A 20,146-nucleotide genomic window follows, 5' to 3' on the forward strand; every position below is an offset into this window, starting at 1 on the left:
GAGGGCGTGAACGGCGCCGTCGACCTCCCCCTCGGTACGCCCGAGCTCGAGTTCCGCGCCGCAGGCGACACCCTCGTCCGCCGCTCGGTCCTGCCCTCCGGCATCCGCGTGCTCAGCGAACGCGTGCCCGGCAGCCGGAGCGCCACGATCGGCTTCTGGGTCGCCGTGGGCTCACGCGACGAGCACCCCTCGGATTCGGGCCATCCGGCGACCTACGGCTCGACGCACTTCCTCGAGCACCTGCTGTTCAAGGGCACGCAGTCGCGCACGGCGCTCGACATCGCCATCGCCTTCGACGCCGTGGGCGGCGAGCACAACGCGGTCACCGCCAAGGAGTACACCTGCTACTACGCCAAGGTGCAGGATCGCGACCTGCCGATGGCGGTCGAGGTGCTCGCCGACATGTTCACCTCGTCGCTGCTCGACCCCGACGAGTTCGAGAGCGAGCGTCGCGTCATCCTCGAAGAGCTCGCGATGGCCGGCGACGACCCGGCGGATGTCGCGAGCGAGCGCTTCTTCGAGGCGGTCCTCGGGCGGCATCCGCTCGCGAGGCCCATCGGCGGCGACCCCGATGCGATCGCCGCCGCGACGCGCGACGCCGTGTGGGAGCACTACCGGGCGAACTACCGGCCCCAGGACCTCGTGGTGACCGTCGCGGGCGCCGTCGACCACGACCGCGTCGTCGACGACCTCCGCACGGCGCTCGGCGCAGCGGGCTGGCCGCTCGACGACGAGGGCGCCCCGGTCGGGCGGCGGGGCGTCGAACCCGCGACGCCGATCGGCACGAGCGCCCTCACCATCGTCGAGAAGCCCAACGAGCAGGTGAACCTCGTGCTCGGCGTGCCCGGCCTCGTCGCCATCGACGAGCGGCGCGCCGTGCTCAGCGTGCTCAACACGGTCTTCGGCGCCGGCATGTCGTCGCGGCTGTTCCAGCAGATCCGCGAACGGCGTGGGCTGGCGTACTCGGTCTACTCGTTCGCACCCGGCTACTCGGACGCGGGAGTCTTCGGCATGTACGCCGGTTGCGCGCCGAAGAACGCCGCGACGGTCGCCGCGCTCATGCGCACCGAGCTCGAGCGGCTCGCCCACCACGGCGTCACCTCCGACGAGCTCGAGCGCGCGGTGGGCTACCTCGGCGGCGCGTCCGCCCTCGCCCTCGAGGACTCCGACACCCGGATGTCGCGTCTCGGCCGAGCCGAACTGGCGCTCGGCGAGTTCGCCGACCTCGACGAGGCCCTCCGCCGCGTCGCGCTCGTCAGGGCCGAGGACGTGCAGGCCCTCGCCGCCGACCTCGCCGGGCGCCCGATGTCGCTCGTGGCGGTCGGGCCCGTCGACGAGCACGCCTTCCGGTCGGTCGTCGACCAGCCCGTAGCCCGACCCGACGTCGCCTGAGCGACGCCCGACCCCTCCAGGACCCGACGTGCCCCACCACCTGTACCTCGTCCGCCACGGCGAGCAGCTCGACGCCGAACACGGGATGCCCGACGGACCACTGTCGCCCCGCGGGCGCCGGCAGGCGGAGCTGCTCGCCGAGCGGCTCGGCGGCATCCCGTTCGACCACACCTGGCACTCGCCGCTGCAACGCGCCGCCGAGACCGCGAAGATCATGGCGGGCAAGCTGCCCGCACTGGACCCCGAGCCGTCCGCGCTGCTGTTCGACTGCGTGCCGTCGGGGCCCGGGCCCGACACGCCGACCGCCTACGCGCCGTTCTTCGGGTCGTACTCCGAGATCGACTTCGAGGCCGGACAGGCCCAGATGTCCGACGCGCGGGCCGAGTTCCTCAGCTCGCATCGCGAGGACCGGCACGACCTGCTCATCACGCACAACTTCGTGATCGGCTGGTTCGTGCGCGAGGTGCTCGGCGCCCCGGAATGGCGATGGGTCACGATCAACCAGGCCAACTGCGGCCTGACGGTGCTCACCCAGCGCGCGCCCGGCCGCCCGTGGAGCCTCGTCGTGCACAACGACCTCGCCCACCTGCCCCCCGAGCTGCGCACGGGCCTGCCCGACCCGTACGCGCTCTGAGCGCCCGCAGGCGCCTCGCGGGCCGGAGCGGCCCGCCCCTCCCGCCCCTCCCGCCGCAGCGTGTCCGATGGACTCAGACCCGCTTGCCGTACCAGGTGGTCGCGTTGGGGTTCGCGTTGTACGGCGCGATGTCGGCGTAGCCGCTCGACCGGTACAGTCCGCCCGCGGCCTCGAGGCTCGCATTCGTGTCGAGCACGAGCTCGCCCGCGCCGAATGCGATCGCGCGGCGTTCGAGCTCGGCGAGCAGCCGTCGCCCCTCGCCGCGTCCGCGACCCGCTGGGGCGAGCCAGAGGTGCTTCACCTCGAAGCGGACGGTGCCGTCGTCGGCGTCGGGGATCCGCCGGACGCCGCCGCAGCCCACGGGCACGCCGGACTCGTCCTCGACGACGAGGAAGACGCCGGCCGGGGGAGTGAACCCGGCCGCATCCGGCCACGTCGGGCGGTACACGCCCTGCTCGGGCGGGAAGCCCGCGGCCCGCTCGGCGAAGTAGGCCTCGAGCAGCCGGTGCGCGTCGGGGTCGGTCACGGGGGCGTCGCGGAAGCGCAGCATCCGCTCAGCCTACGACGGGGCCCCGCGCGGGAGGGCGGCGGCCCGGCGATTGCTAGGGTGATCGACGTGACGATCAGGGTGGCGGTGGCCGGAGCGACCGGGAAGATGGGGCGGCTCGCGCTCCGGCTCATCGAGGAGGCCGACGACCTCGAGCTCCACGCCGGACTCGACTCGTCCTCGAGTCTCGACGAGCTCGACGGCGCCGACGTGGTCCTCGACGTGACGCATCCGGCGGCGAGCCAGGGCATCGTCGAGGCGGCCATCGAGGCCGGTGCCGCAGTCGTCGTGGGCACCTCGGGCTGGTCGAGCGAGCGCATCGCCGAGGTCGAGCGGCGCCTCCGCGACCACGACGAGGCGCCGGGGGTCGTCTTCGTCCCGAACTTCTCCATCGGCAGCGTGCTCGGCTCGGCGTTCGCGGCGTTCGCGGCACGGCATTTCGACTCGATCGAGATCGTCGAGGCGCACCACGCCGCGAAGGTGGACTCGCCCTCGGGCACGGCCGTCCGCACCGCCGAGCTCATCGCCGGCGCGCGCGGCGAGGCCGGCCCCGTGGCCGCCCCGCACGCCGACCAGCGTGCCCGCGGCCAGCTCGTGTCCGGCATCCCGGTGCACAGCCTGCGGATGAACGGACTGCTCGCCGAGCAGCGCGTGGTGCTGGGCGGCGACGGCGAGACCCTCACGATCGCGCACTCGACCGTCTCCTCGTCGGCGTACGAGAGCGGCATCCTGCTCGCCCTCCGCCGCGCGACGACCGCCGAGGGCGTGACCGTCGGGCTCGACGCCCTCCTCGGGCTCGAGCTGCCCGACGCGCGATGAGCGGCGCGAAGCTCGGCGCCGTCGTCATGGCGGTGCTGCTTGCGCTGTATCTCGCGCTGGTCGGCTGGCGCGCGGTCCAGTTGGTCCGGACCGGGGAGCCCATCGCCGTGGCGATGGGCGTGGCGCTCATCGTGCTGCCGGTCCTCGCCGCGTGGGCGATCTGGCGCGAGCTGCAGTTCGGCGTGCACTCGCAACGTCTCGTCCGGCAGCTCGAGGCGGAGGGGGCGCTCGACCTCGGCATGCCGCTCCGCCCGAGCGGACGTCCGGAGCGCGCCGCGGCGGATGACGCGTTCCCGGCGTTCCGGGACGCGGTCGAGGCCGAGCCCGAGTCGTGGCGCGCGTGGCTGCGCCTCGGCCTCGCCTACGACGCCGCGGGCGACCGCCGGCGCGCCCGGCGTGCCGTGCGCCGCGCTATCGAGCTGGAGCGTGCTCGAGGTTGAGCATCGCGTCGATGGCCGACTCGACCGTCACGTGGCGGAATCGGTAGCCGTCGTCGATGAGGCGCTGCGGCCGGACCTTCTGGCTCGACAGCAGCAGGTCGTCCGCGGCGTTGCCGAGGCCCAGCTCGAGGAGCCGCTCGGGCACCGGCAGCCCGTAGGGGCGGTGCATCCGTTCGGCGAGGGCCGACATGATGCGGTCGGCCGTCGCGGGCGTGGGCCCGACGAGGTTCACCGGACCGGCCACCTGCGAGTCGAGCAGGTGCACGATCGCCCCGACCTCGTCGTCGATCGCGATCCAGGGCCAGTACTGGCCGCCCGTGCCGAGCCGACCGGAGACCCCGAACGTCGTCAGGGTGCGAACGCGCTGCATCGCGCCGCCGCGCCCGACGACGATGCCGGTGCGCAGCATGACGGTGCGCGTCTCGTCGGGCGCCAGGCGCGCCGCGGCCTCCCAGCGGCCGACGACGTCGGCCAGGAACCCCTCGCCCGGGCTCGAGTGCTCGGTGAGCAGTTCGCCCGGGCGGTCGCCGTACACGCCCACCGCCGAGCCGCTGAGGAACACGGCGGGGGGTCGCTTCGCCTTCCGCATGGCGTCGGCGAGGGTGCGCGTCGCGGCCACGCGCGACTCGAGGATCTCGTCGCGCCAGCGCCGCGTCCAGGGCAGCCGCGCGAGCGACGCGCCGGACAGGTTCAGCACCGCATCGACGCGGTCCATCACGGTGAAGTCGATGATGCCCGACGCCGGCGACCAGGTGACCTCGTCGTCGCCCGCCGCACGCCGCCGCACCAGGCGCACGACCTCGTGCCCCGCATCGACGAGGCGGGTGGTGACTGCGGAGCCGATGAACCCGGAGGCGCCGGCGACGAGGACGCGCACCGCTACGCGAGCTCCGCTTCGATCGTGATCGTGGTGCCGGCCAGCGCCTTCGAGATGGGGCAGTTCGCCTTCGCGTCGCCGGCGATGCGCTCGAACTCGGCCTCGGCGATGCCGGGCACGCGGGCGCTGACGAGCAGGTGGCTGCCCGTCACGCCCTCACCGGGCTGGAACGTCACCGCGGCCGTGGTCTGGATGCTCTCGGGCGTGTAGCCGGCCTGCACGAGGGCGAGCGAGAACGCCATCGAGAAGCACGCCGAGTGGGCGGCCGCGAGGAGCTCCTCGGGGTTCGTCGTGCCGGCCTCGCCCTCGGCGCGGGCCTTCCAGTTCACGTCGAACTCGGCGAGCTTCGACGAGTCGAGGCGCGTCGTGCCCGACCCCTCGAACAGCGTTCCCGTCCAGACCGTGGTCGATTCGCTCGTCAGTGCCAATGGGTCCTCCTCCTCGAGCCGGTGCTCCAGCCTATCGAGCGGATGCCGCGGGCGGCAGGGGCGGCGACCCGCGCGTCAGGCGTGTCGGATGACGCGGGCCCGGACGAGCAGCAGGTACACCTGGCATCCGAGGCAGTACCCGAACGCCGCGTTGAGGAACGCGGCGACGAACGCGACGGCGGCGGCCACCGGCACCGCGAGCGGGACGCCGGCGACGCCGAGCACGACGCCGGTGCCGGTGACCACGAGGCCGATGAGCTGGGCGAAGGTCGGCGGTCGGGGGTCCTCGAGTCCGGTGGGCGGCCCGAGTCGCGGTCGGACGGCCGCACGGAACAGCAGGCCGAACGGATGGCGCGCCACGCCGGCGATCGCGCCCCAGGCGAAGAGCACGGCGAGGCCGGCGAGGAGCACGAGCGCCGCGGCATCCGCTCCTCCCGCCCCGAGCACCACCGTCGCGAGCAGGAGGACGGCCGTGATGCCGGCGGCGAACCGCGGTCCGCGCGGGTCGATGCCGGAGCGTGCCGCGATCCGGTCGGCGCTGCGCGACTCAGGCGTGCTGGTGGACACGGTTCCTCCGGGTGAGGTCGTCGATGAGGGTGCGGAGCTCGTGGGTGCGCGGAACGCCCGCGATCCGTCCCGCCGTGCGGCCGGCCGAGTCGAGCACGAGCACCGTGGGGGTCTGCCGGACGTCGAAGCGGTCGGCGAGCGACGCGTCGTCGGTGAGGTCGACCTCGACGTGGCGCACGTCGGCGGCGTACGCGCGGGCGAGTTCGCCGAGGGCGCGTGCGGTGCCGGGGCAGCGGCTGCAGTACGCGGTCGAGAACTGCACGAGCGTGACGTCGCCGCCGAGCGCGCCCGGGGGGAGCCCGAGCGCGGCGACGTCGCCCGCCGCGGACGGCAGCGCGGGCGCCGCGCGGACCCGACCGTCGCGCGACCGGAGGAGGAGCCCGAGCAACGTCGCGGCCGCGGGCAGGCCGATGCCCGCGACGAGCGCGGCCACGGGATCCATGCGCAGGATGCTACGGGCCGCCGGCCGCGCCCACGTGCGTGTGACGCCGGGTGACGGGAAGGGCGGGGCGTTCCCGAGCCGGCTCGGCCGCGTCGGGCATCCGACCGCCCCACCGGGCGTAGCCTTGTGCCCGTGGCCAGCGCGATCCCGACCCCGTACGAAGACCTGCTCCGCGACGTGCTCGAGCACGGCACGCCGAAGTCCGACCGGACCGGGACGGGCACGCGCAGCGTGTTCGGCCGGCAGATCCGCTTCGACCTCGCCCAGGGCTTCCCGCTCGTCACGACCAAGCGCGTGCACTTCAAGTCGATCGCGTACGAGCTGCTGTGGTTCCTGCGCGGCGAGTCGAACGTGCGCTGGCTGCAGGAGCACGGCGTGACGATCTGGGACGAGTGGGCGGATGCCGCGGGCGAGCTCGGCCCCGTCTACGGCGTGCAGTGGCGGTCGTGGCCGACGCCCTCGGGTGAGCGGGTCGACCAGATCGCGCAGGTCATCGAGCAGATCCGGACCAACCCGGACTCGCGTCGCCTCATCGTCTCGGCGTGGAATCCCGCCGACATCCCCGACATGGCGCTCGCGCCGTGCCACGCGCTGTTCCAGTTCCACGTCGCCGACGGCCGCCTGTCGTGCCAGCTGTACCAGCGGAGCGCCGACCTCTTCCTCGGGGTGCCCTTCAACATCGCGTCGTACGCGCTGCTCACGCACCTGGTCGCGCAGCAGGCCGGGCTCGAGGTCGGCGACTTCGTCTGGACCGGGGGCGACTGCCACATCTACGACAACCACGTCGACCAGGTCCGCGAGCAGCTGTCGCGCGATCCCTTCCCGTACCCGATGCTTCGCCTCGCGCGCCGCCCCGACTCGATCGACGACTACCGGTACGAGGACTTCGAGGTCGTCGGCTACGAGCACCACCCCGCCATCCGCGCGGCCGTCGCCGTATGATCGGTCCGCGGATCGGCCTCGTGTGGGCCGAGGCGCACGGCGGCGTCATCGGCGCCGGCGGCGGCATGCCCTGGCACGTCCCCGAGGATCTCGCGCACTTCAAGCGCACGACGCACGGCGAGCCGGTGGTCATGGGCCGGCGGACCTGGGACTCCCTGCCCACGCGGTTCCGACCCCTGCCCGGGCGGGCGAACATCGTGATCACACGGCAGGCGGACTGGACCGCCGAGGGCGCCGTCCGGGCCCGGTCCGTCGAGGAGGGCCTGGCGCTCGCGGCATCCGACGCCGACGACTGGATCTGGGTCATCGGCGGCGCCGAGCTCTTCGCCCGCACCATCGGCGACGCCGACCGGCTGGTCGTCACCGAGCTCGACCTCGACGTCGACGGCGACACGTTCGCGCCCCCGCGCGGCCCCGAATGGCGGCTCGTCGCCGCCGACCCGGCCGACGGATGGCGCACGTCGTCCCGCGGCGCCCGCTACCGATTCCGCACCTACGAACGCTGATCCCGGGCCCCGACCCGGGCGCCTCGACCGGTCGCCCGATCCCCGGTCCCGCGTCCTGCTGAAGGAGGATCCGGCGGGCACGCCGCCGACCGCCCGGCGACCCGCCCGAATGCTCCTTCGCCCAGTGCAGACCGACCCGTCCTCCACAGGCCACGACGACGACGCGTCGCGCGCCGTCGTCGCCTGCCAGCGCGATGCGAGCCGGGCCGTCGCCGGAGACTCGGCCCGTGTCGGATTCCCGCCTGCTGCAGCGAGCCTGCGTCGACCTCGGCGGCGTGGCTCTGACGACCGACCTCCTGTGATCCGCCGGCAGCACCATGACGGGGCGTCGCTACGTCACGGGGACCCGGTCCGCGACGCCGTCGCCGCGGCGCACGGATTCGACACCCTCCGATTCGACTACGCGATCGCATTCGGCGCGCCGTCCGGCGGCGGCGCGCCGCGCGAGATCTCCTTCGGCGCGCACAGGTCGACGGCGCCGGGCGGCGGTCCCGACGCGGAATCGGCCGGGAGGGCGGGAGCCGATAGCCTGTAGGGCGTGACTGCAGAGAACCCGTTCGGCCAGGTGCTCGTCGCGCTCGTCACGCCCATGACGGCGGACGGCGAGGTCGACTGGCCCGCCGTCGAGAAGCACATCGACGACGTCATCGCCGCCGGCGCCGACGGCATCGTGGTCACCGGCACGACCGGCGAGACGTCGACCCTCACCGACCCCGAGAAGATCCGGCTGGTCGAGGTCGGCAAGGACGTCGCGGCCGGACGCGCCCGGATCATCACGGGCGGAGGGTCGAACGAGACCGCGCACGCCATCGAGCTCTACCGCAAGAGCGAGGCGGTCGGCGCCGACGGCATCATGATCGTCACCCCGTACTACAACAAGCCGACCCAGGCCGGCATCCTCACCCACTTCCGCATGGTCGCCGACGCGACCGACCTGCCCGTGATCCTCTACGACATCCCCGGCCGCACGGGCGTGCCGATCCGGTACGAGACGATCCTGCGCCTCGCCAAGCACCCGAACATCCTCGCCGTGAAGGACGCGAAGGGCGACTTCAGCGAGGTCAGCCGCGTCCTGAACCAGACCGACCTCATGTACTTCTCGGGCGACGACGCCAACGTGCTGCCGCACCTCGCGATCGGTGCGACCGGCCTCATCGGGGTGACCGCGAACATCGCCCCCGCGCCGTACCGCGCCATCGTCGACGCCGTGAACCGCGGCGACCTGAAGTCCGCCACGGCCGAGCACCGGCGGCTCGAGCCGCTCGTCCGCGCCGTCATGACCCACGTGCCCGGCACGGTCGCGGCGAAGTACATCCTCCACGGCCTCGGCCGCATCGGCAGCCCGCGCGTGCGCCTGCCGCTCGTCGGCCCCGAGGAATGGGAGGCCGCGCTCATCGAGGACGAGATCGACCTCGTACAGGGCATCCCGGGCGTGGACTTCCACAACTTCCGCCCCGACCGTAACGCCGCCGCCGGCGGCGCGCTGCCCAGGGTGGCCGGCACCACGCGCTGACGACGTCCGGCGCACGGCGCGCCCGAGCGCGCGCCATCCGACACGAGACATCCGCGGCCCCGAGGGTCGCACCGAACTGAACACCGTGAATGTGAGGAGGGCACATGCCCGACGAAGTCATCGACCCCGCGCCGCTCGAAGCCGGCACGCTCCGCGTCATCCCGATCGGCGGCCTCGGCGAGGTCGGCCGCAACATGACGCTCTTCGAGATCGACGGCAAGCTGCTGATCGTCGACTGCGGCGTGCTCTTCCCCGAGGAGCACCAGCCCGGCGTCGACCTGATCCTGCCCGACTTCGGGTTCCTGCGCGACCGCCTCGACGACGTCGTCGCCGTGGTGCTCACGCACGGCCATGAGGACCACATCGGCGCCGTGCCGTACCTGCTGAAGCTCCGCGCCGACATCCCGCTCGTGGGCTCGCAGCTCACGCTCGCCCTCGTCGAGGCGAAGCTCAAGGAGCACCGGATCCAGCCGTACAGCCTCACCGTGAAGGAGGGGCAGCGCGAGAAGCTCGGGCCGTTCGACCTCGAGTTCATCGCGGTCAACCACTCCATCCCCGACGCGCTCGCCGTGGCGATCCGGACGGATGCCGGCCTCGTGCTCGCCACGGGCGACTTCAAGATGGACCAACTGCCCCTCGACGGCCGACTCACCGACCTGCGCGAGTTCGCGCGACTCGGCGAGGAGGGCGTCGACCTGTTCATGGTCGACTCGACCAACGCCGACGTGCCGGGCTTCACGCCGCTCGAGCGCGCGATCGGGCCGGTGCTCGACGAGGTCATCGCGCGCTCGCCGCGCCGCGTGATCGTCGCGAGCTTCTCGAGCCACGTGCACCGCGTGCAGCAGGTGCTGCACGCCGCACACCAGAACGGACGTCGCGTGGCCCTCCTCGGCCGCTCGATGGTGCGCAACATGACGATCGCCGCCGAGCTCGGCTACCTCGACGTGCCCGAGGGCGTGCTCATCGACTACAAGAAGGCCGGCGACATCCCCGACGACCGCATCGTCTACATGTCGACCGGATCGCAGGGCGAGCCGATGGCGGTGCTCTCGCGCATGGCGAACCGCGACCACCAGATCGAGGTCGGCGAGGGCGACACCGTCATCCTCGCGTCGAGCCTCATCCCCGGCAACGAGAACGCGGTGTACCGCGTGATCGACGGGCTCACGAAGCTCGGCGCCAACGTCGTCCACAAGGGCAACGCGAAGGTGCACGTCTCGGGCCACGCGGCCGCGGGCGAGCTGCTGTACTGCTACAACATCCTGCAGCCGCGCAACGTCGTGCCGATCCACGGCGAGTACCGCCACCTGGTCGCGAACGCGCGCCTCGCCCAGGACACCGGCATCCCCGCCGAGCGCACCTTCATCGGCGAGAACGGCACGGTGCTCGACCTGCGCGACGGCAGGGTGACGGTCGCCGGCCAGCTCGACCTCGGCTTCGTGTACGTCGACGGCTCGACGGTCGGCGAGATCACCGACGCCGACCTCAAGGACCGCCGCATCCTCTCGGAGGAGGGCTTCATCTCGGTGATCATCGTGGTCGACGCCAACACCGGCAAGGTCATCGTCGGCCCCGAGATCCACGCGCGCGGGTTCGCCGAGGACGACGCGGTGTTCGAGGACGTCAAGCCGAAGATCGTCGCCGCGCTCGCGGATGCCGCGCACCACGGCGTGCGCGACCCGCGGGCCCTCCAGCAGACCGTGCGCCGCACGCTCGGAAGCTGGGTCAACCGGCGCCTGCGCCGGCGCCCGATGCTCGTGCCGCTCGTCATCGAGGCGTAGCACCGGTTCGCGGGCGGCGGGCGGATGCCGCGGCATCCGCCCGCCCGAAACACGGTCGTAACACCGCGCACGTACCCTCCGCGCATGGCCGAGTTCACGATCCGGCCCGCCGCCCCGGCCGACGGCGGGTTCCTCGCCGACATGGTCGTGGAGGCCGCGAACTGGCGTGCGGGTGCGAGCCGGCCGCGCCCGGTCGTGCTCGCCGATGCCCGGCACTCGGCGTACGTGTCGGGCTGGCAGCGTCCGGCGGATCGCGGCGTCGTCGCGGTCGACCCCGAGGGGCGACCCGTGGGCGCCGCCTGGTACCGCCTGTTCGGCGCGGACCGTCCGTCGATGGGCTTCGTCGCCGCCGGCGTGCCCGAGCTCGTGATCGGCGTCCGCCCGATGTGGCGCGCGCAGGGCGTCGGCCGGGCCCTGATGCGGGCGCTCGCGGACGACGCGCGTGCCGGCGGGTACGCGCGGCTCGCGCTGAGCGTGGAGCGCGACAACTTCGCGCGGGAGCTGTACCGGTCCGAGGGATTCACGGAGGTGACCGTCGACGCGGGGCGCGTCACGATGGTGCGCCGCCTGCGCTGAACGGGGCCGCGGCGGCGGCCGTGCCGCGTCGCGGCGTCCGTCGCCCTGCGGCGCGTGCGGGCGACACTCGCCCGGCCTGCGGGGCCGCGTCGGCGGCGGGCCGTAACGTGGAACGCATGGCTACGAGCACCAAGTCGAACGGGCGCGCCTCGGGTGCGTCCGGCCGCGGCTCGTCGACGCGCACCGCGCCCACGAAGAAGCTGCCGGCGCAGCGCTCGTCGACGCGCACCGCGCGCACCGCGACGCCCGCCTCCGACCAGCCCGGGCTCCTCGTCCGCGCCTGGATGGGCCTCGCGCACCTCACGGGCGCGGCGGCGAGGGCGCTCGGTCCCGAGACCCTCGCGCGCGAGGAGCGCCGCGACGGCCTCCCGTTCTTCCTGGTGCTCCTCGCCGTCGCCGGCGCCGTCGTCGAATGGTTCCTCATCAACGATCCGGTCGCGCGCACGCTGGACGCGTACACGTTCGGCGGGCTGTTCGGCCGGGTCGCGTTCGCGCTTCCCGTCGTCATGCTCATGTTCGCCGTGTGGCTGTTCCGGCACCCGAGCTCGGTCCACGACAACACGCGCATCGGCATCGGCCTCGGGATGCTGCTCATCACCGTCTCCGGCCTGTGCCACCTGCTCGGCGGCCAGCCGTCCCCGAGCGCGGGGATGCCGGTCCTCGCGACCGCGGGCGGCATCCTCGGCTGGATGCTCGCGCAGCCGCTCATCCTCCTCATCACCGACGTGGGCGCCGGCGTGGTGCTCGCGCTGCTCGGCCTGCTGTCGTTGCTCATCCTCACCAAGACCCCGCCGAACCGCATCCCGCAGCGCTTCCGCGAGCTGTACGAGTGGCTGTTCGGCGCCGTCGACCACGGCGAGGCGGGCGCCGCGGCGACCGCGGTCGCGGAGAAGCCCGGGCGCCGCTCGAAGAAGGAGCGCGCCGAACAGGTCGAGCTCGACGGCGTGGACGGCGACGACGAGCAGCCCGGCGGCGGGCTGCTGCCGTGGTGGCGCCGCAACTCCTCCAATCGCGAGGAGGACCCCGACTTCGACGCCGGCGGCGTCGAGGGCATCACCGAGGTGTTCGGCGAGGGATCGGCGGCCGGCAGCTTCGACACCCCGCTCGAGGGTGCACGGCCCGCGCCCGACGCCTACGGCGCCGGAGTGCTCGACGACCTCGAGCGCGCCGAGTCGGCGCTGCAGCGCTTCACGGGCGAGGTGCCGCACGGCGGCACGGGCCTCCGAGGCGACGATGCCGGTGCCACGCAGGCGCTTGCGGGCCTCGAGCCCGCGGTGGCCGCCGGGGTCGTGGGCGTCGGCGACGCCGCGGCATCCGTCGACGAACCGCCGGCGATGCCCGAGCCCGACCGGCCGTACCACCTCCCCGCGGCCTCGACGCTCGCGGCGGGCGCGCCCGCGAAGTCGCGCTCGGCGGTCAACGACGAGGTCGTGCGCCAGATCACGGGCGTGCTCGAGCAGTTCGGCGTCGACGCGAAGGTCACCGGGTTCTCACGCGGACCGACGGTCACGCAGTACGAGATCGAGCTCGGGCCGGGCGTGAAGGTCGAGCGGGTCACGGCGCTGTCCAAGAACCTCTCGTACGCGGTCGCCTCGAACGAGGTCCGCATCCTCTCGCCGATCCCGGGCAAGTCCGCGATCGGCGTCGAGATCCCGAACGCCGACCGCGAGACGGTGACGCTCGGCGACGTGCTGCGCTCGGGCGCGGCGGTGAACGCCAAGCACCCGATGACGATCGGCGTCGGGAAGGACGTGGGCGGGGGCTACGTCGTCGCCAACCTGGCGAAGATGCCCCACCTCCTCGTCGCCGGGTCGACGGGCTCCGGCAAGTCGAGCTTCGTGAACTCGATGATCACGAGCCTGCTGATGCGCGCGAAGCCCTCCGAGGTGCGGATGGTCCTGATCGACCCCAAGCGCGTCGAGCTCGCCCCGTACGCCGGGGTGCCGCACCTCATCACGCCCATCATCACGAACCCCAAGAAGGCGGCCGAGGCGCTGCAGTGGGTCGTGAAGGAGATGGACATGCGGTACGACGACCTCGCGTCGTTCGGGTTCCGCCACATCGACGACTTCAACAAGGCCGTCGTGAACGACGAGATCGTGCTGCCCGCGGGATCGGAGCGCAGGCTCAAGCCGTACCCGTACCTCCTCGTCGTCGTCGACGAGCTCGCCGATCTGATGATGGTGGCCCCGCGCGACGTGGAGGACTCGATCGTGCGCATCACGCAGCTCGCGCGCGCGTCGGGCATCCACCTCGTGCTGGCGACCCAGCGACCCTCGGTCGACGTCGTGACCGGCCTCATCAAGGCCAACGTGCCGTCGCGCCTCGCCTTCGCGGTCACGAGCGTCACGGATTCCCGCGTCATCCTCGACCAGCCGGGCGCCGACAAGCTGATCGGCCAGGGCGACGCGCTGTTCCTGCCGATGGGCGCGTCGAAGTCGATCCGCGTGCAGGGCGCGTGGGTCACCGAGACCGAGATCGATCGCGTGGTCAAGCACGTCACGCGCCAGGCCCGCCCCGAGTACCGCAACGACGTCGCCGCCGCCGTCGAGAAGAAGGAGATCGACTCCGACATCGGCGACGACCTCGAGCTGCTGCTCGCGGCCGCCGAACTCGTCGTCTCCACCCAGTTCGGCTCGACCTCGATGCTGCAGCGCAAGCTCCGCGTCGGGTTCGCGAAGGCCGGGCGCCTGATGGACCTGCTCGAGTCCCGCGAGATCGTCGGGCCGTCCGAGGGATCCAAGGCGCGCGACGTGCTCGTGACGCCCGAGCAGCTGCCCGGCGTCCTGGCGAAGCTGCGCGGCGAGGAGCCGGCGGCGCCGGCGCCCGCGACCGCGGCATCCGCACCTCCGATGCAACCCGCCGCGTCGGCCCAGCCCGCCCCGGCGACGGTCGATGCCGACGACCGCTACGACGATCCCGTCGGCCGCGCGTCGGAGGGCCTCGAGGAGGTCGAGCCGTCGTCCGACGAGGACGCCTGGGGGCTCACGGGACGCGACTGACGCAGCGGGTCGGAGGGCCCGGACCGCCTGCATCCGCCGCACTAGGCTGTCGCCATGACCTCTGCGGCCGGAAGCACCCGCTCGGCGAACTGGAACGTGCCGAACGCGATCACGGTGGTCCGCATCGTGATGGCGCCGGTGTTCTTCTGGTTGCTCCTCGCCGACGCCGGCGCCGACGGCGCGATGCGCTGGTGGGCCGCGGCCTTCTTCATCGTCGCCATCGCGACCGACTGGGTCGACGGGTGGATCGCTCGCCGCAACGGTCTCGTCACCGACCTCGGCAAGATCCTCGACCCGATCGCCGACAAGCTCCTCACGAGCGGGGCGCTCGTCTGCCTGTCGATCCTCGGCGAGCTGCCCTGGTGGATCACCATCGTCATCATCGTGCGCGAGGTCGGCATCACGGTGTGGCGGCTCGTCGAGCTCCGCCGGGGCACGGTCGTCCCCGCCTCCTCGGGGGGCAAGCTCAAGACGCTCACGCAGGCCATCGCCATCTCCCTGTTCCTGACGCCGCTGTGGACGCTCGTCGGCGACTGGATCGTGTGGGTCAACTGGGCCTTCATGATCCTCGCGCTGGTGCTCACGGTGTGGTCGGGCCTGCTGTACGTGCGCGACGCGTTCCGACTGGCACGCGAGCACCGGGCCGAGGGCCGGTGAGCGATCGGGCGGCGACGACGGATGCCGCGGCGCTCATCGAACGGCTCGTGGCATCCGGTCGCACGATCGCCTGCGCCGAGTCGCTGACCGGCGGGCTGCTCTCGGCGACGCTGGTCGACGTCCCCGGCGCGTCGAACGCGTTCCTCGGCGGGATCGTCGCCTACGCGACCGAGCTCAAGCGCGCACTCGTCGACGTCGACGCGCACCTGCTCGACGTGCGGGGCCCCGTCGACCCCGAGGTCGCCGAGCAGCTCGCCGACCGCGTGCGCACGCTGTGCGCGGTGGGCGGACGCCCGGCCGACCTCGGCATCGGCACTACCGGCGTCGCCGGACCCGATCCGCAGGGCGGGCACCCGCCCGGCACGGTGTTCGTCGGGATCGCCTCGCCGCGCGGCATCCGATCGGTGGCCCTGCGACTGCCGGGAGACCGTGCCGCCGTGCGGCGCGCGACGGTCGCCCGGGCCGTCGCCGAGGCGGTCGCGGAACTCGACGCGATGGGCGTGCGAGCCGCGGAATAGTCGACGTGAACAGCCTGTTACAGGTGTCAGGTTCACAAGAAAAGTCCAGTGTGCGACAGTAGGCTCGGTACATCGGGAAGAGGCGCTAAACTGACCTCCCCGCACCGGCCCGCGAGGGCCGCAGGCATCTGAGAGGGAGGTTCCGATGGTTCTGGTTCGACAGGAGATCGGCGACGTGCTGAGGGACTTCCGCCTGCAGAAGGGGCGCACCCTCCGCCAGGTCGCCAGCAAGGCGAGCGTCGCACTCGGCTACCTCAGCGAGGTCGAGCGCGGGCAGAAGGAGGCCTCGAGCGAGATCCTCGCCTCGGTGGCCGAAGCACTCGACACGCCGATCTCGGTGATCATGCACGAGGTCGGCGACCGCATCGCGGTCCTCGAGGGCCTCAGCACGCCGTCGGTTCCCGACAGCCTGCCCGACGACCTCATGGCGGAGTTCGACGCGGACATCATGGTCCGCTGACGCCCACGTCCATCCAAGCTCGACTGCTGCGGCCGGTCCTCGGACCGGCCGCAGCCATGTCCGGAGGGGTCAAGTGAAGCGAAGCGAGTTCAACCTCGCCGTCGAGCAGGAGTTCGGCGCGGGCTACGGCACGGTGGTCGTGAACGACCTCGTCCTGCCCGATCTCGGCGGGCGCACCGCCGCCGAGGCGCTCGCGGCGGGCGCGTCGCCGCGCGAGGTGTGGCTGGCGGTGTGCCGGGCCACCGACGTGCCCGAGTCGCGGTGGTACGGGGCCGGTCGCCCGGTGCCGGGCGACCGGCGCTGAGGGCTCCGAAGACGCGTTCGACACGCCGATCCGGATGTCGAACATCCGTTCGGATCCCGCGATAGGCTCCTGCACAACGGAAGGGATGTCGCATCCATCCACGTCCGGCTCCTCGCAGGGGGCGGGTGTCGGTGGCCGGCCGTACGGTCGATGCGTCGGAACACACCGCCAACGCCTTGTCGCGAGACGTGCCGGGTCACGGCCCGGCACGCGGACCGACAGCCTAGAGGCAGCCGCAACGACCACGAAGGAGCACCCCGATGCCATCCCCTGCAGACCGCGAGAAGGCCCTCGAGACCGCACTCGCCCAGATCGACCGACAGTTCGGCAAGGGCTCGGTGATGCGCCTCGGCAGCGAGGAACGCGCCCCGGTCGAGGTCATCCCCACCGGCTCCATCGCGCTCGACGTCGCCCTCGGTGTCGGCGGTCTCCCGCGTGGCCGCATCATCGAGATCTACGGCCCCGAGTCCTCCGGCAAGACCACCCTGACCCTCCACGCGATCGCCAACGTCCAGCGCGCGGGCGGCATCGCCGCGTTCATCGACGCGGAGCACGCGCTCGACCCCGACTACGCCAAGAAGCTCGGCGTCGACATCGACTCGCTCCTCGTCTCGCAGCCCGACACGGGCGAACAGGCGCTCGAGATCGCCGACATGCTGATCCGCTCCGGCTCCATCGACCTCGTCGTGATCGACTCGGTCGCGGCGCTCGTGCCCCGGGCCGAGATCGAGGGCGAGATGGGCGACTCGCACGTCGGCCTGCAGGCGCGGCTCATGTCGCAGGCGCTGCGCAAGCTGACCGGTGGCCTCAACCAGACCAAGACGACGGCGATCTTCATCAACCAGCTCCGCGAGAAGATCGGCGTGTTCTTCGGCAGCCCCGAGACGACCGCGGGCGGCAAGGCGCTGAAGTTCTACGCCTCCGTGCGGCTCGACATCCGTCGCATCGAGACCCTGAAGGACGGCACCGAGGCGGTCGGCAACCGCACGCGCGTCAAGGTCGTCAAGAACAAGATGGCACCGCCCTTCAAGCAGGCCGAGTTCGACATCCTCTACGGCGTCGGCATCTCGCGCGAGGGCAGCCTCATCGACTACGGCGTCGACCAGGGGATCGTGAAGAAGTCCGGGGCCTGGTACACCTACGACGGCGACCAGCTCGGGCAGGGCAAGGAGAATGCGCGCAACTTCCTCCTCCAGAACCCCGACATCGCCGCCGACATCGAGCGCAAGATCCTCGTGAAGCTCGGCATCGGCCAGCCTGCGGGCGGCGCCGCTCCCGTCGCGCCGGTGGCGAACGTCGAGTCGATCGCGTCCAAGCGCAAGGGCGCCTGAGTCCGAATCCGGGTCGTATGGGCGAGCAACGGAACGACGGCCTGGCGCCGGTGACCTACCTGCCGTGGGCGGCACCGCCGCCGGGAGAGCCCGGCGACGATGCCCCCACGCAGGCCGAGGTCGCCGACGCCGACGGCAACGCGTCCGGTCGGTCCGGGGGCGACCGAACGACCGGCCCGTCGATGGGCTCAGCGCATCCCGTGGGTCGAGGTCGGCGCGGGCGCACCTTCGACGAGACGTCCGCGCGGCGCGGCCCGGATCGCGCGACCCACCGCCTCGCCGTGGTCCGCGACGAGCTCGAGGACGAGACCGGGGTCGAGCGCGATGAGCGCATCGACCGGCTCATCGTGTCGCGCCTCCGCCGGTCCTCGCTCTCGGTCGCCGAGGTCCGCGCGACGCTCGCCGAGCACGGCCTCGACGACCACGAGGCCGAGGAGTGGATCGAACGGTACGTGCGGCTGGGCTACCTCGACGATCGGCGCCTCGCCGAGCAGCTCGTGCACAGCCACGGCGTCCGGCGCGGACGGGGGAGCGGCGCGCTCCTCCACGAACTCGGCCGTCGCGGGATCGACGGCGAGCTCGCGCGATCGGCGCTCGAGGCGCTCGATCCCGACGTCGAGCTCGAGCACGCGACCGTCATCGCCGAACGCCGCGCCCGCCAGCTGGCGGGCCTCGACCGCGCTGTGGCCCATCGACGGCTCACCGCGTTCCTCCTCCGCCGCGGATACGGCAGCGAGGTCGTGCGCGAGGCGGTCCGTCTCGCGCTCGACGCCGAGGACGAGTGACGGCTCGTAGACTGGTGCGATCATGAGCACCATCCACGAGGCCACGCGCCCGGTCGGCGGCGCCGCCGCGCAGGCCGCGCCGCGCACCTACGAGGTCCGCACCTACGGGTGCCAGATGAACGTGCACGACTCCGAGCGCCTGAGCGGCTCGCTCGAGGCGGCGGGCTACGTCCGCGCCGAGGGCGTCGAGCCCGACGTCGTCGTGATCAACACGTGCGCGGTGCGCGAGAACGCCGACAACAAGCTCTACGGCAACCTGGGCCACCTCGCCGGCGTCAAGCGCCGGCATCAGGGGATGCAGATCGCCGTCGGCGGCTGCCTCGCCCAGAAGGACAAGAACGTCATCCTCGAGAAGGCGCCCTGGGTCGACGTGGTGTTCGGCACGCACAACATGGGCTCGCTGCCGAGCCTGCTCGAGCGCGCACGCCACAACGACGAGGCGCAGCTCGAGATCCTCGACGCGCTCGAGGTCTTCCCCTCGACCCTCCCGACCAAGCGCGACTCGACCTACTCGGGATGGGTGTCGATCTCGGTCGGCTGCAACAACACCTGCACCTTCTGCATCGTCCCCGCGCTCCGCGGCAAGGAGAAGGACCGCCGCCCCGGCGACATCCTCGCCGAGATCCAGGCGCTCGTCGACGACGGCGCGATCGAGGTCACGCTCCTCGGTCAGAACGTGAACTCGTACGGCGTCGAGTTCGGCGACCGCCGGGCCTTCGGCAAGCTCCTGCGCGCCGCGGGCGGCATCGACGGCCTCGAGCGCATCCGGTTCACGAGTCCCCACCCCGCCGCGTTCACCGACGACGTCATCGACGCCATGGCCGAGACGCCGAACGTCATGCCGCAGCTGCACATGCCGCTCCAGTCCGGCTCCGACCGCGTCCTCCGGGCGATGCGGCGCTCGTACCGCTCCGAGAAGTTCCTCGGCATCCTCGACCGCGTTCGTGCGCGCATCCCGAACGCGGCGATCTCGACCGACATCATCGTGGGCTTCCCCGGCGAGACCGAGGAGGACTTCCAGGAGACCCTCCGGGTCGTCGAGGCCGCGCGCTTCGCCTCCGCGTTCACCTTCCAGTACTCGATCCGTCCCGGCACTCCCGCCGCGACCATGGAGGACCAGGTGCCGAAGGAGGTCGTGCAGGAGCGCTACGACCGCCTGACCGCCCTGCAGGAGCGCATCTCCTGGGAGGAGAACCGCGCCCTCGTCGGCACCCCCGTCGAGGTGCTCGTCTCCACGGGCGAGGGCAAGAAGGACGCCGAGACGCACCGCCTCAGCGGCCGCGCTGAGGACAGCCGGCTCGTCCACTTCGAGGTGCCCGACGGCTCCGAGCTGCCACGGCCGGGCGACGTGGTGTCGGTCACGATCAGCCACGCGGCGCCGTTCCACCTGCTCGCCGACGCGCCGGACGGGGCACCGCTCCGCATCCGTCGCACGCGAGCGGGCGACGCGTGGGACCGCGCGCAGGCCGAGAGCTGCGGCGTGCCCACGACGGCCGGGTCGGCGGCGTCCGGCCCCGGACGGGTCTCGCTCGGCCTGCCGACGCTCCGCATCGGCCGCGAGCCGCTCACGTCGCCGGGCGTCGCCACCATGCCGATCTACGACGCGACCGACGGACAGCGCTGAC

General features: G+C 72.6%; 22 protein-coding genes. 17 read left to right on the forward strand and 5 right to left on the reverse strand.

The features are described from left to right. Nucleotides 1-6: 6 nt before the first annotated feature. Entirely contained in the window at nucleotides 7-1,392 is a 1,386-nt protein-coding gene (locus tag WBQ80_RS13715; protein WP_336573125.1) for a M16 family metallopeptidase, read from the forward strand. A 28-nt stretch (nucleotides 1,393-1,420) separates the two neighbouring features. After that, on the forward strand, nucleotides 1,421-2,026 hold the full coding sequence (locus tag WBQ80_RS13720; RefSeq protein WP_336573126.1) for a histidine phosphatase family protein: 606 nt from the start codon (nucleotides 1,421-1,423) through the stop codon (nucleotides 2,024-2,026). Nucleotides 2,027-2,099: 73 nt separating this feature from the next. Here WBQ80_RS13720 and WBQ80_RS13725 read toward each other — a convergent pair whose 3' ends face one another. After that, on the reverse strand, nucleotides 2,100-2,576 hold the full coding sequence (locus WBQ80_RS13725) for a GNAT family N-acetyltransferase (RefSeq protein WP_336573127.1): 477 nt from the start codon (nucleotides 2,574-2,576) through the stop codon (nucleotides 2,100-2,102). Nucleotides 2,577-2,642: 66 nt separating this feature from the next. Between WBQ80_RS13725 and dapB the strand changes: the two genes are divergently transcribed. Both dapB and WBQ80_RS13735 read left to right on the forward strand, forming a co-directional pair. After that, entirely contained in the window at nucleotides 2,643-3,392 is a 750-nt protein-coding gene (gene dapB / locus WBQ80_RS13730; RefSeq protein WP_336573128.1) for a 4-hydroxy-tetrahydrodipicolinate reductase, read from the forward strand. Next, nucleotides 3,389-3,832, forward strand: coding sequence for a hypothetical protein (locus tag WBQ80_RS13735; protein ID WP_336573129.1), 444 nt, complete (start codon nucleotides 3,389-3,391; stop codon nucleotides 3,830-3,832). The genes dapB and WBQ80_RS13735 overlap by 4 nt, the downstream gene beginning before the upstream one ends. Here WBQ80_RS13735 and WBQ80_RS13740 read toward each other — a convergent pair. The 4 genes from WBQ80_RS13740 to WBQ80_RS13755 all read right to left on the reverse strand — a co-directional run bounded on the left by WBQ80_RS13740 (nucleotide 3,804) and on the right by WBQ80_RS13755 (nucleotide 6,146). After that, nucleotides 3,804-4,709, reverse strand: a complete 906-nt coding sequence (locus WBQ80_RS13740) for a TIGR01777 family oxidoreductase (RefSeq protein WP_336573130.1) — start codon at nucleotides 4,707-4,709, stop codon at nucleotides 3,804-3,806. The two genes, WBQ80_RS13735 and WBQ80_RS13740, sit on opposite strands and share 29 nt — an antisense overlap. Before the next feature lie 2 nt (nucleotides 4,710-4,711). Further along, the gene (locus WBQ80_RS13745; protein WP_336573131.1) at nucleotides 4,712-5,137 is read right to left on the reverse strand and encodes an OsmC family peroxiredoxin; all 426 of its coding nucleotides are present in this window, start codon (nucleotides 5,135-5,137) and stop codon (nucleotides 4,712-4,714) included. 75 nt (nucleotides 5,138-5,212) lie between these two features. Beyond that, nucleotides 5,213-5,704, reverse strand: a complete 492-nt coding sequence (locus WBQ80_RS13750; protein ID WP_336573133.1) for a DUF4395 domain-containing protein — start codon at nucleotides 5,702-5,704, stop codon at nucleotides 5,213-5,215. Next, entirely contained in the window at nucleotides 5,685-6,146 is a 462-nt protein-coding gene (locus WBQ80_RS13755) for a TlpA family protein disulfide reductase (protein ID WP_336573134.1), read from the reverse strand. The genes WBQ80_RS13750 and WBQ80_RS13755 overlap by 20 nt, the downstream gene beginning before the upstream one ends. Nucleotides 6,147-6,278: 132 nt before the next feature. Here WBQ80_RS13755 and WBQ80_RS13760 point away from each other — a divergent pair, with 132 nt between their 5' ends. The 13 genes from WBQ80_RS13760 (at nucleotide 6,279) to miaB (ending at nucleotide 20,145) form a co-directional block, all read left to right on the forward strand. Then, nucleotides 6,279-7,088 (forward strand): thymidylate synthase, encoded by an 810-nt coding sequence (locus tag WBQ80_RS13760; RefSeq protein ID WP_336573135.1) that lies wholly within the window; start codon nucleotides 6,279-6,281, stop codon nucleotides 7,086-7,088. Next, the gene (locus WBQ80_RS13765) at nucleotides 7,085-7,594 is read left to right on the forward strand and encodes a dihydrofolate reductase (protein WP_336573136.1); all 510 of its coding nucleotides are present in this window, start codon (nucleotides 7,085-7,087) and stop codon (nucleotides 7,592-7,594) included. Before WBQ80_RS13760 ends, WBQ80_RS13765 begins: the two co-directional genes overlap by 4 nt. 538 nt (nucleotides 7,595-8,132) lie before the next feature. Continuing rightward, complete coding sequence (gene dapA, locus WBQ80_RS13770) at nucleotides 8,133-9,107, forward strand: 4-hydroxy-tetrahydrodipicolinate synthase (protein ID WP_336573137.1); 975 nt, start codon at nucleotides 8,133-8,135, stop codon at nucleotides 9,105-9,107. A 104-nt stretch (nucleotides 9,108-9,211) separates the two neighbouring features. Continuing rightward, nucleotides 9,212-10,888: a ribonuclease J gene (locus tag WBQ80_RS13775; RefSeq protein ID WP_336573138.1), complete on the forward strand. Its 1,677-nt coding sequence runs from the start codon at nucleotides 9,212-9,214 to the stop codon at nucleotides 10,886-10,888. An 84-nt stretch (nucleotides 10,889-10,972) separates the two neighbouring features. Beyond that, nucleotides 10,973-11,464: a GNAT family N-acetyltransferase gene (locus WBQ80_RS13780; protein WP_336573139.1), complete on the forward strand. Its 492-nt coding sequence runs from the start codon at nucleotides 10,973-10,975 to the stop codon at nucleotides 11,462-11,464. A gap of 116 nt (nucleotides 11,465-11,580) precedes the next feature. Then, nucleotides 11,581-14,466, forward strand: coding sequence for an FtsK/SpoIIIE family DNA translocase (locus tag WBQ80_RS13785; protein WP_336573140.1), 2,886 nt, complete (start codon nucleotides 11,581-11,583; stop codon nucleotides 14,464-14,466). Nucleotides 14,467-14,520: 54 nt separating this feature from the next. Further along, complete coding sequence (pgsA, locus tag WBQ80_RS13790; RefSeq protein WP_336573141.1) at nucleotides 14,521-15,123, forward strand: CDP-diacylglycerol--glycerol-3-phosphate 3-phosphatidyltransferase; 603 nt, start codon at nucleotides 14,521-14,523, stop codon at nucleotides 15,121-15,123. After that, nucleotides 15,120-15,641: a CinA family protein gene (locus WBQ80_RS13795; protein WP_336573142.1), complete on the forward strand. Its 522-nt coding sequence runs from the start codon at nucleotides 15,120-15,122 to the stop codon at nucleotides 15,639-15,641. The genes pgsA and WBQ80_RS13795 overlap by 4 nt, the downstream gene beginning before the upstream one ends. Before the next feature lie 145 nt (nucleotides 15,642-15,786). Then, nucleotides 15,787-16,101: a helix-turn-helix domain-containing protein gene (locus WBQ80_RS13800; RefSeq protein WP_336573143.1), complete on the forward strand. Its 315-nt coding sequence runs from the start codon at nucleotides 15,787-15,789 to the stop codon at nucleotides 16,099-16,101. 73 nt (nucleotides 16,102-16,174) lie between these two features. Then, the gene (locus WBQ80_RS13805; protein WP_336573144.1) at nucleotides 16,175-16,405 is read left to right on the forward strand and encodes a DUF3046 domain-containing protein; all 231 of its coding nucleotides are present in this window, start codon (nucleotides 16,175-16,177) and stop codon (nucleotides 16,403-16,405) included. Nucleotides 16,406-16,665: 260 nt separating this feature from the next. After that, nucleotides 16,666-17,736 (forward strand): recombinase RecA, encoded by a 1,071-nt coding sequence (gene recA / locus WBQ80_RS13810; protein WP_336573145.1) that lies wholly within the window; start codon nucleotides 16,666-16,668, stop codon nucleotides 17,734-17,736. 17 nt (nucleotides 17,737-17,753) lie between these two features. Further along, nucleotides 17,754-18,521 (forward strand): regulatory protein RecX, encoded by a 768-nt coding sequence (locus tag WBQ80_RS13815; RefSeq protein WP_336573146.1) that lies wholly within the window; start codon nucleotides 17,754-17,756, stop codon nucleotides 18,519-18,521. A 22-nt stretch (nucleotides 18,522-18,543) separates the two neighbouring features. Next, nucleotides 18,544-20,145, forward strand: a complete 1,602-nt coding sequence (gene miaB / locus WBQ80_RS13820; protein WP_336573147.1) for a tRNA (N6-isopentenyl adenosine(37)-C2)-methylthiotransferase MiaB — start codon at nucleotides 18,544-18,546, stop codon at nucleotides 20,143-20,145. Nucleotide 20,146 lies beyond the last annotated feature (1 nt).

It is taken from the genome of Agromyces sp. CCNWLW213, assembly GCF_037199545.1.
In the GTDB taxonomy this organism is placed as follows: Bacteria; Actinomycetota; Actinomycetes; order Actinomycetales; family Microbacteriaceae; genus Agromyces.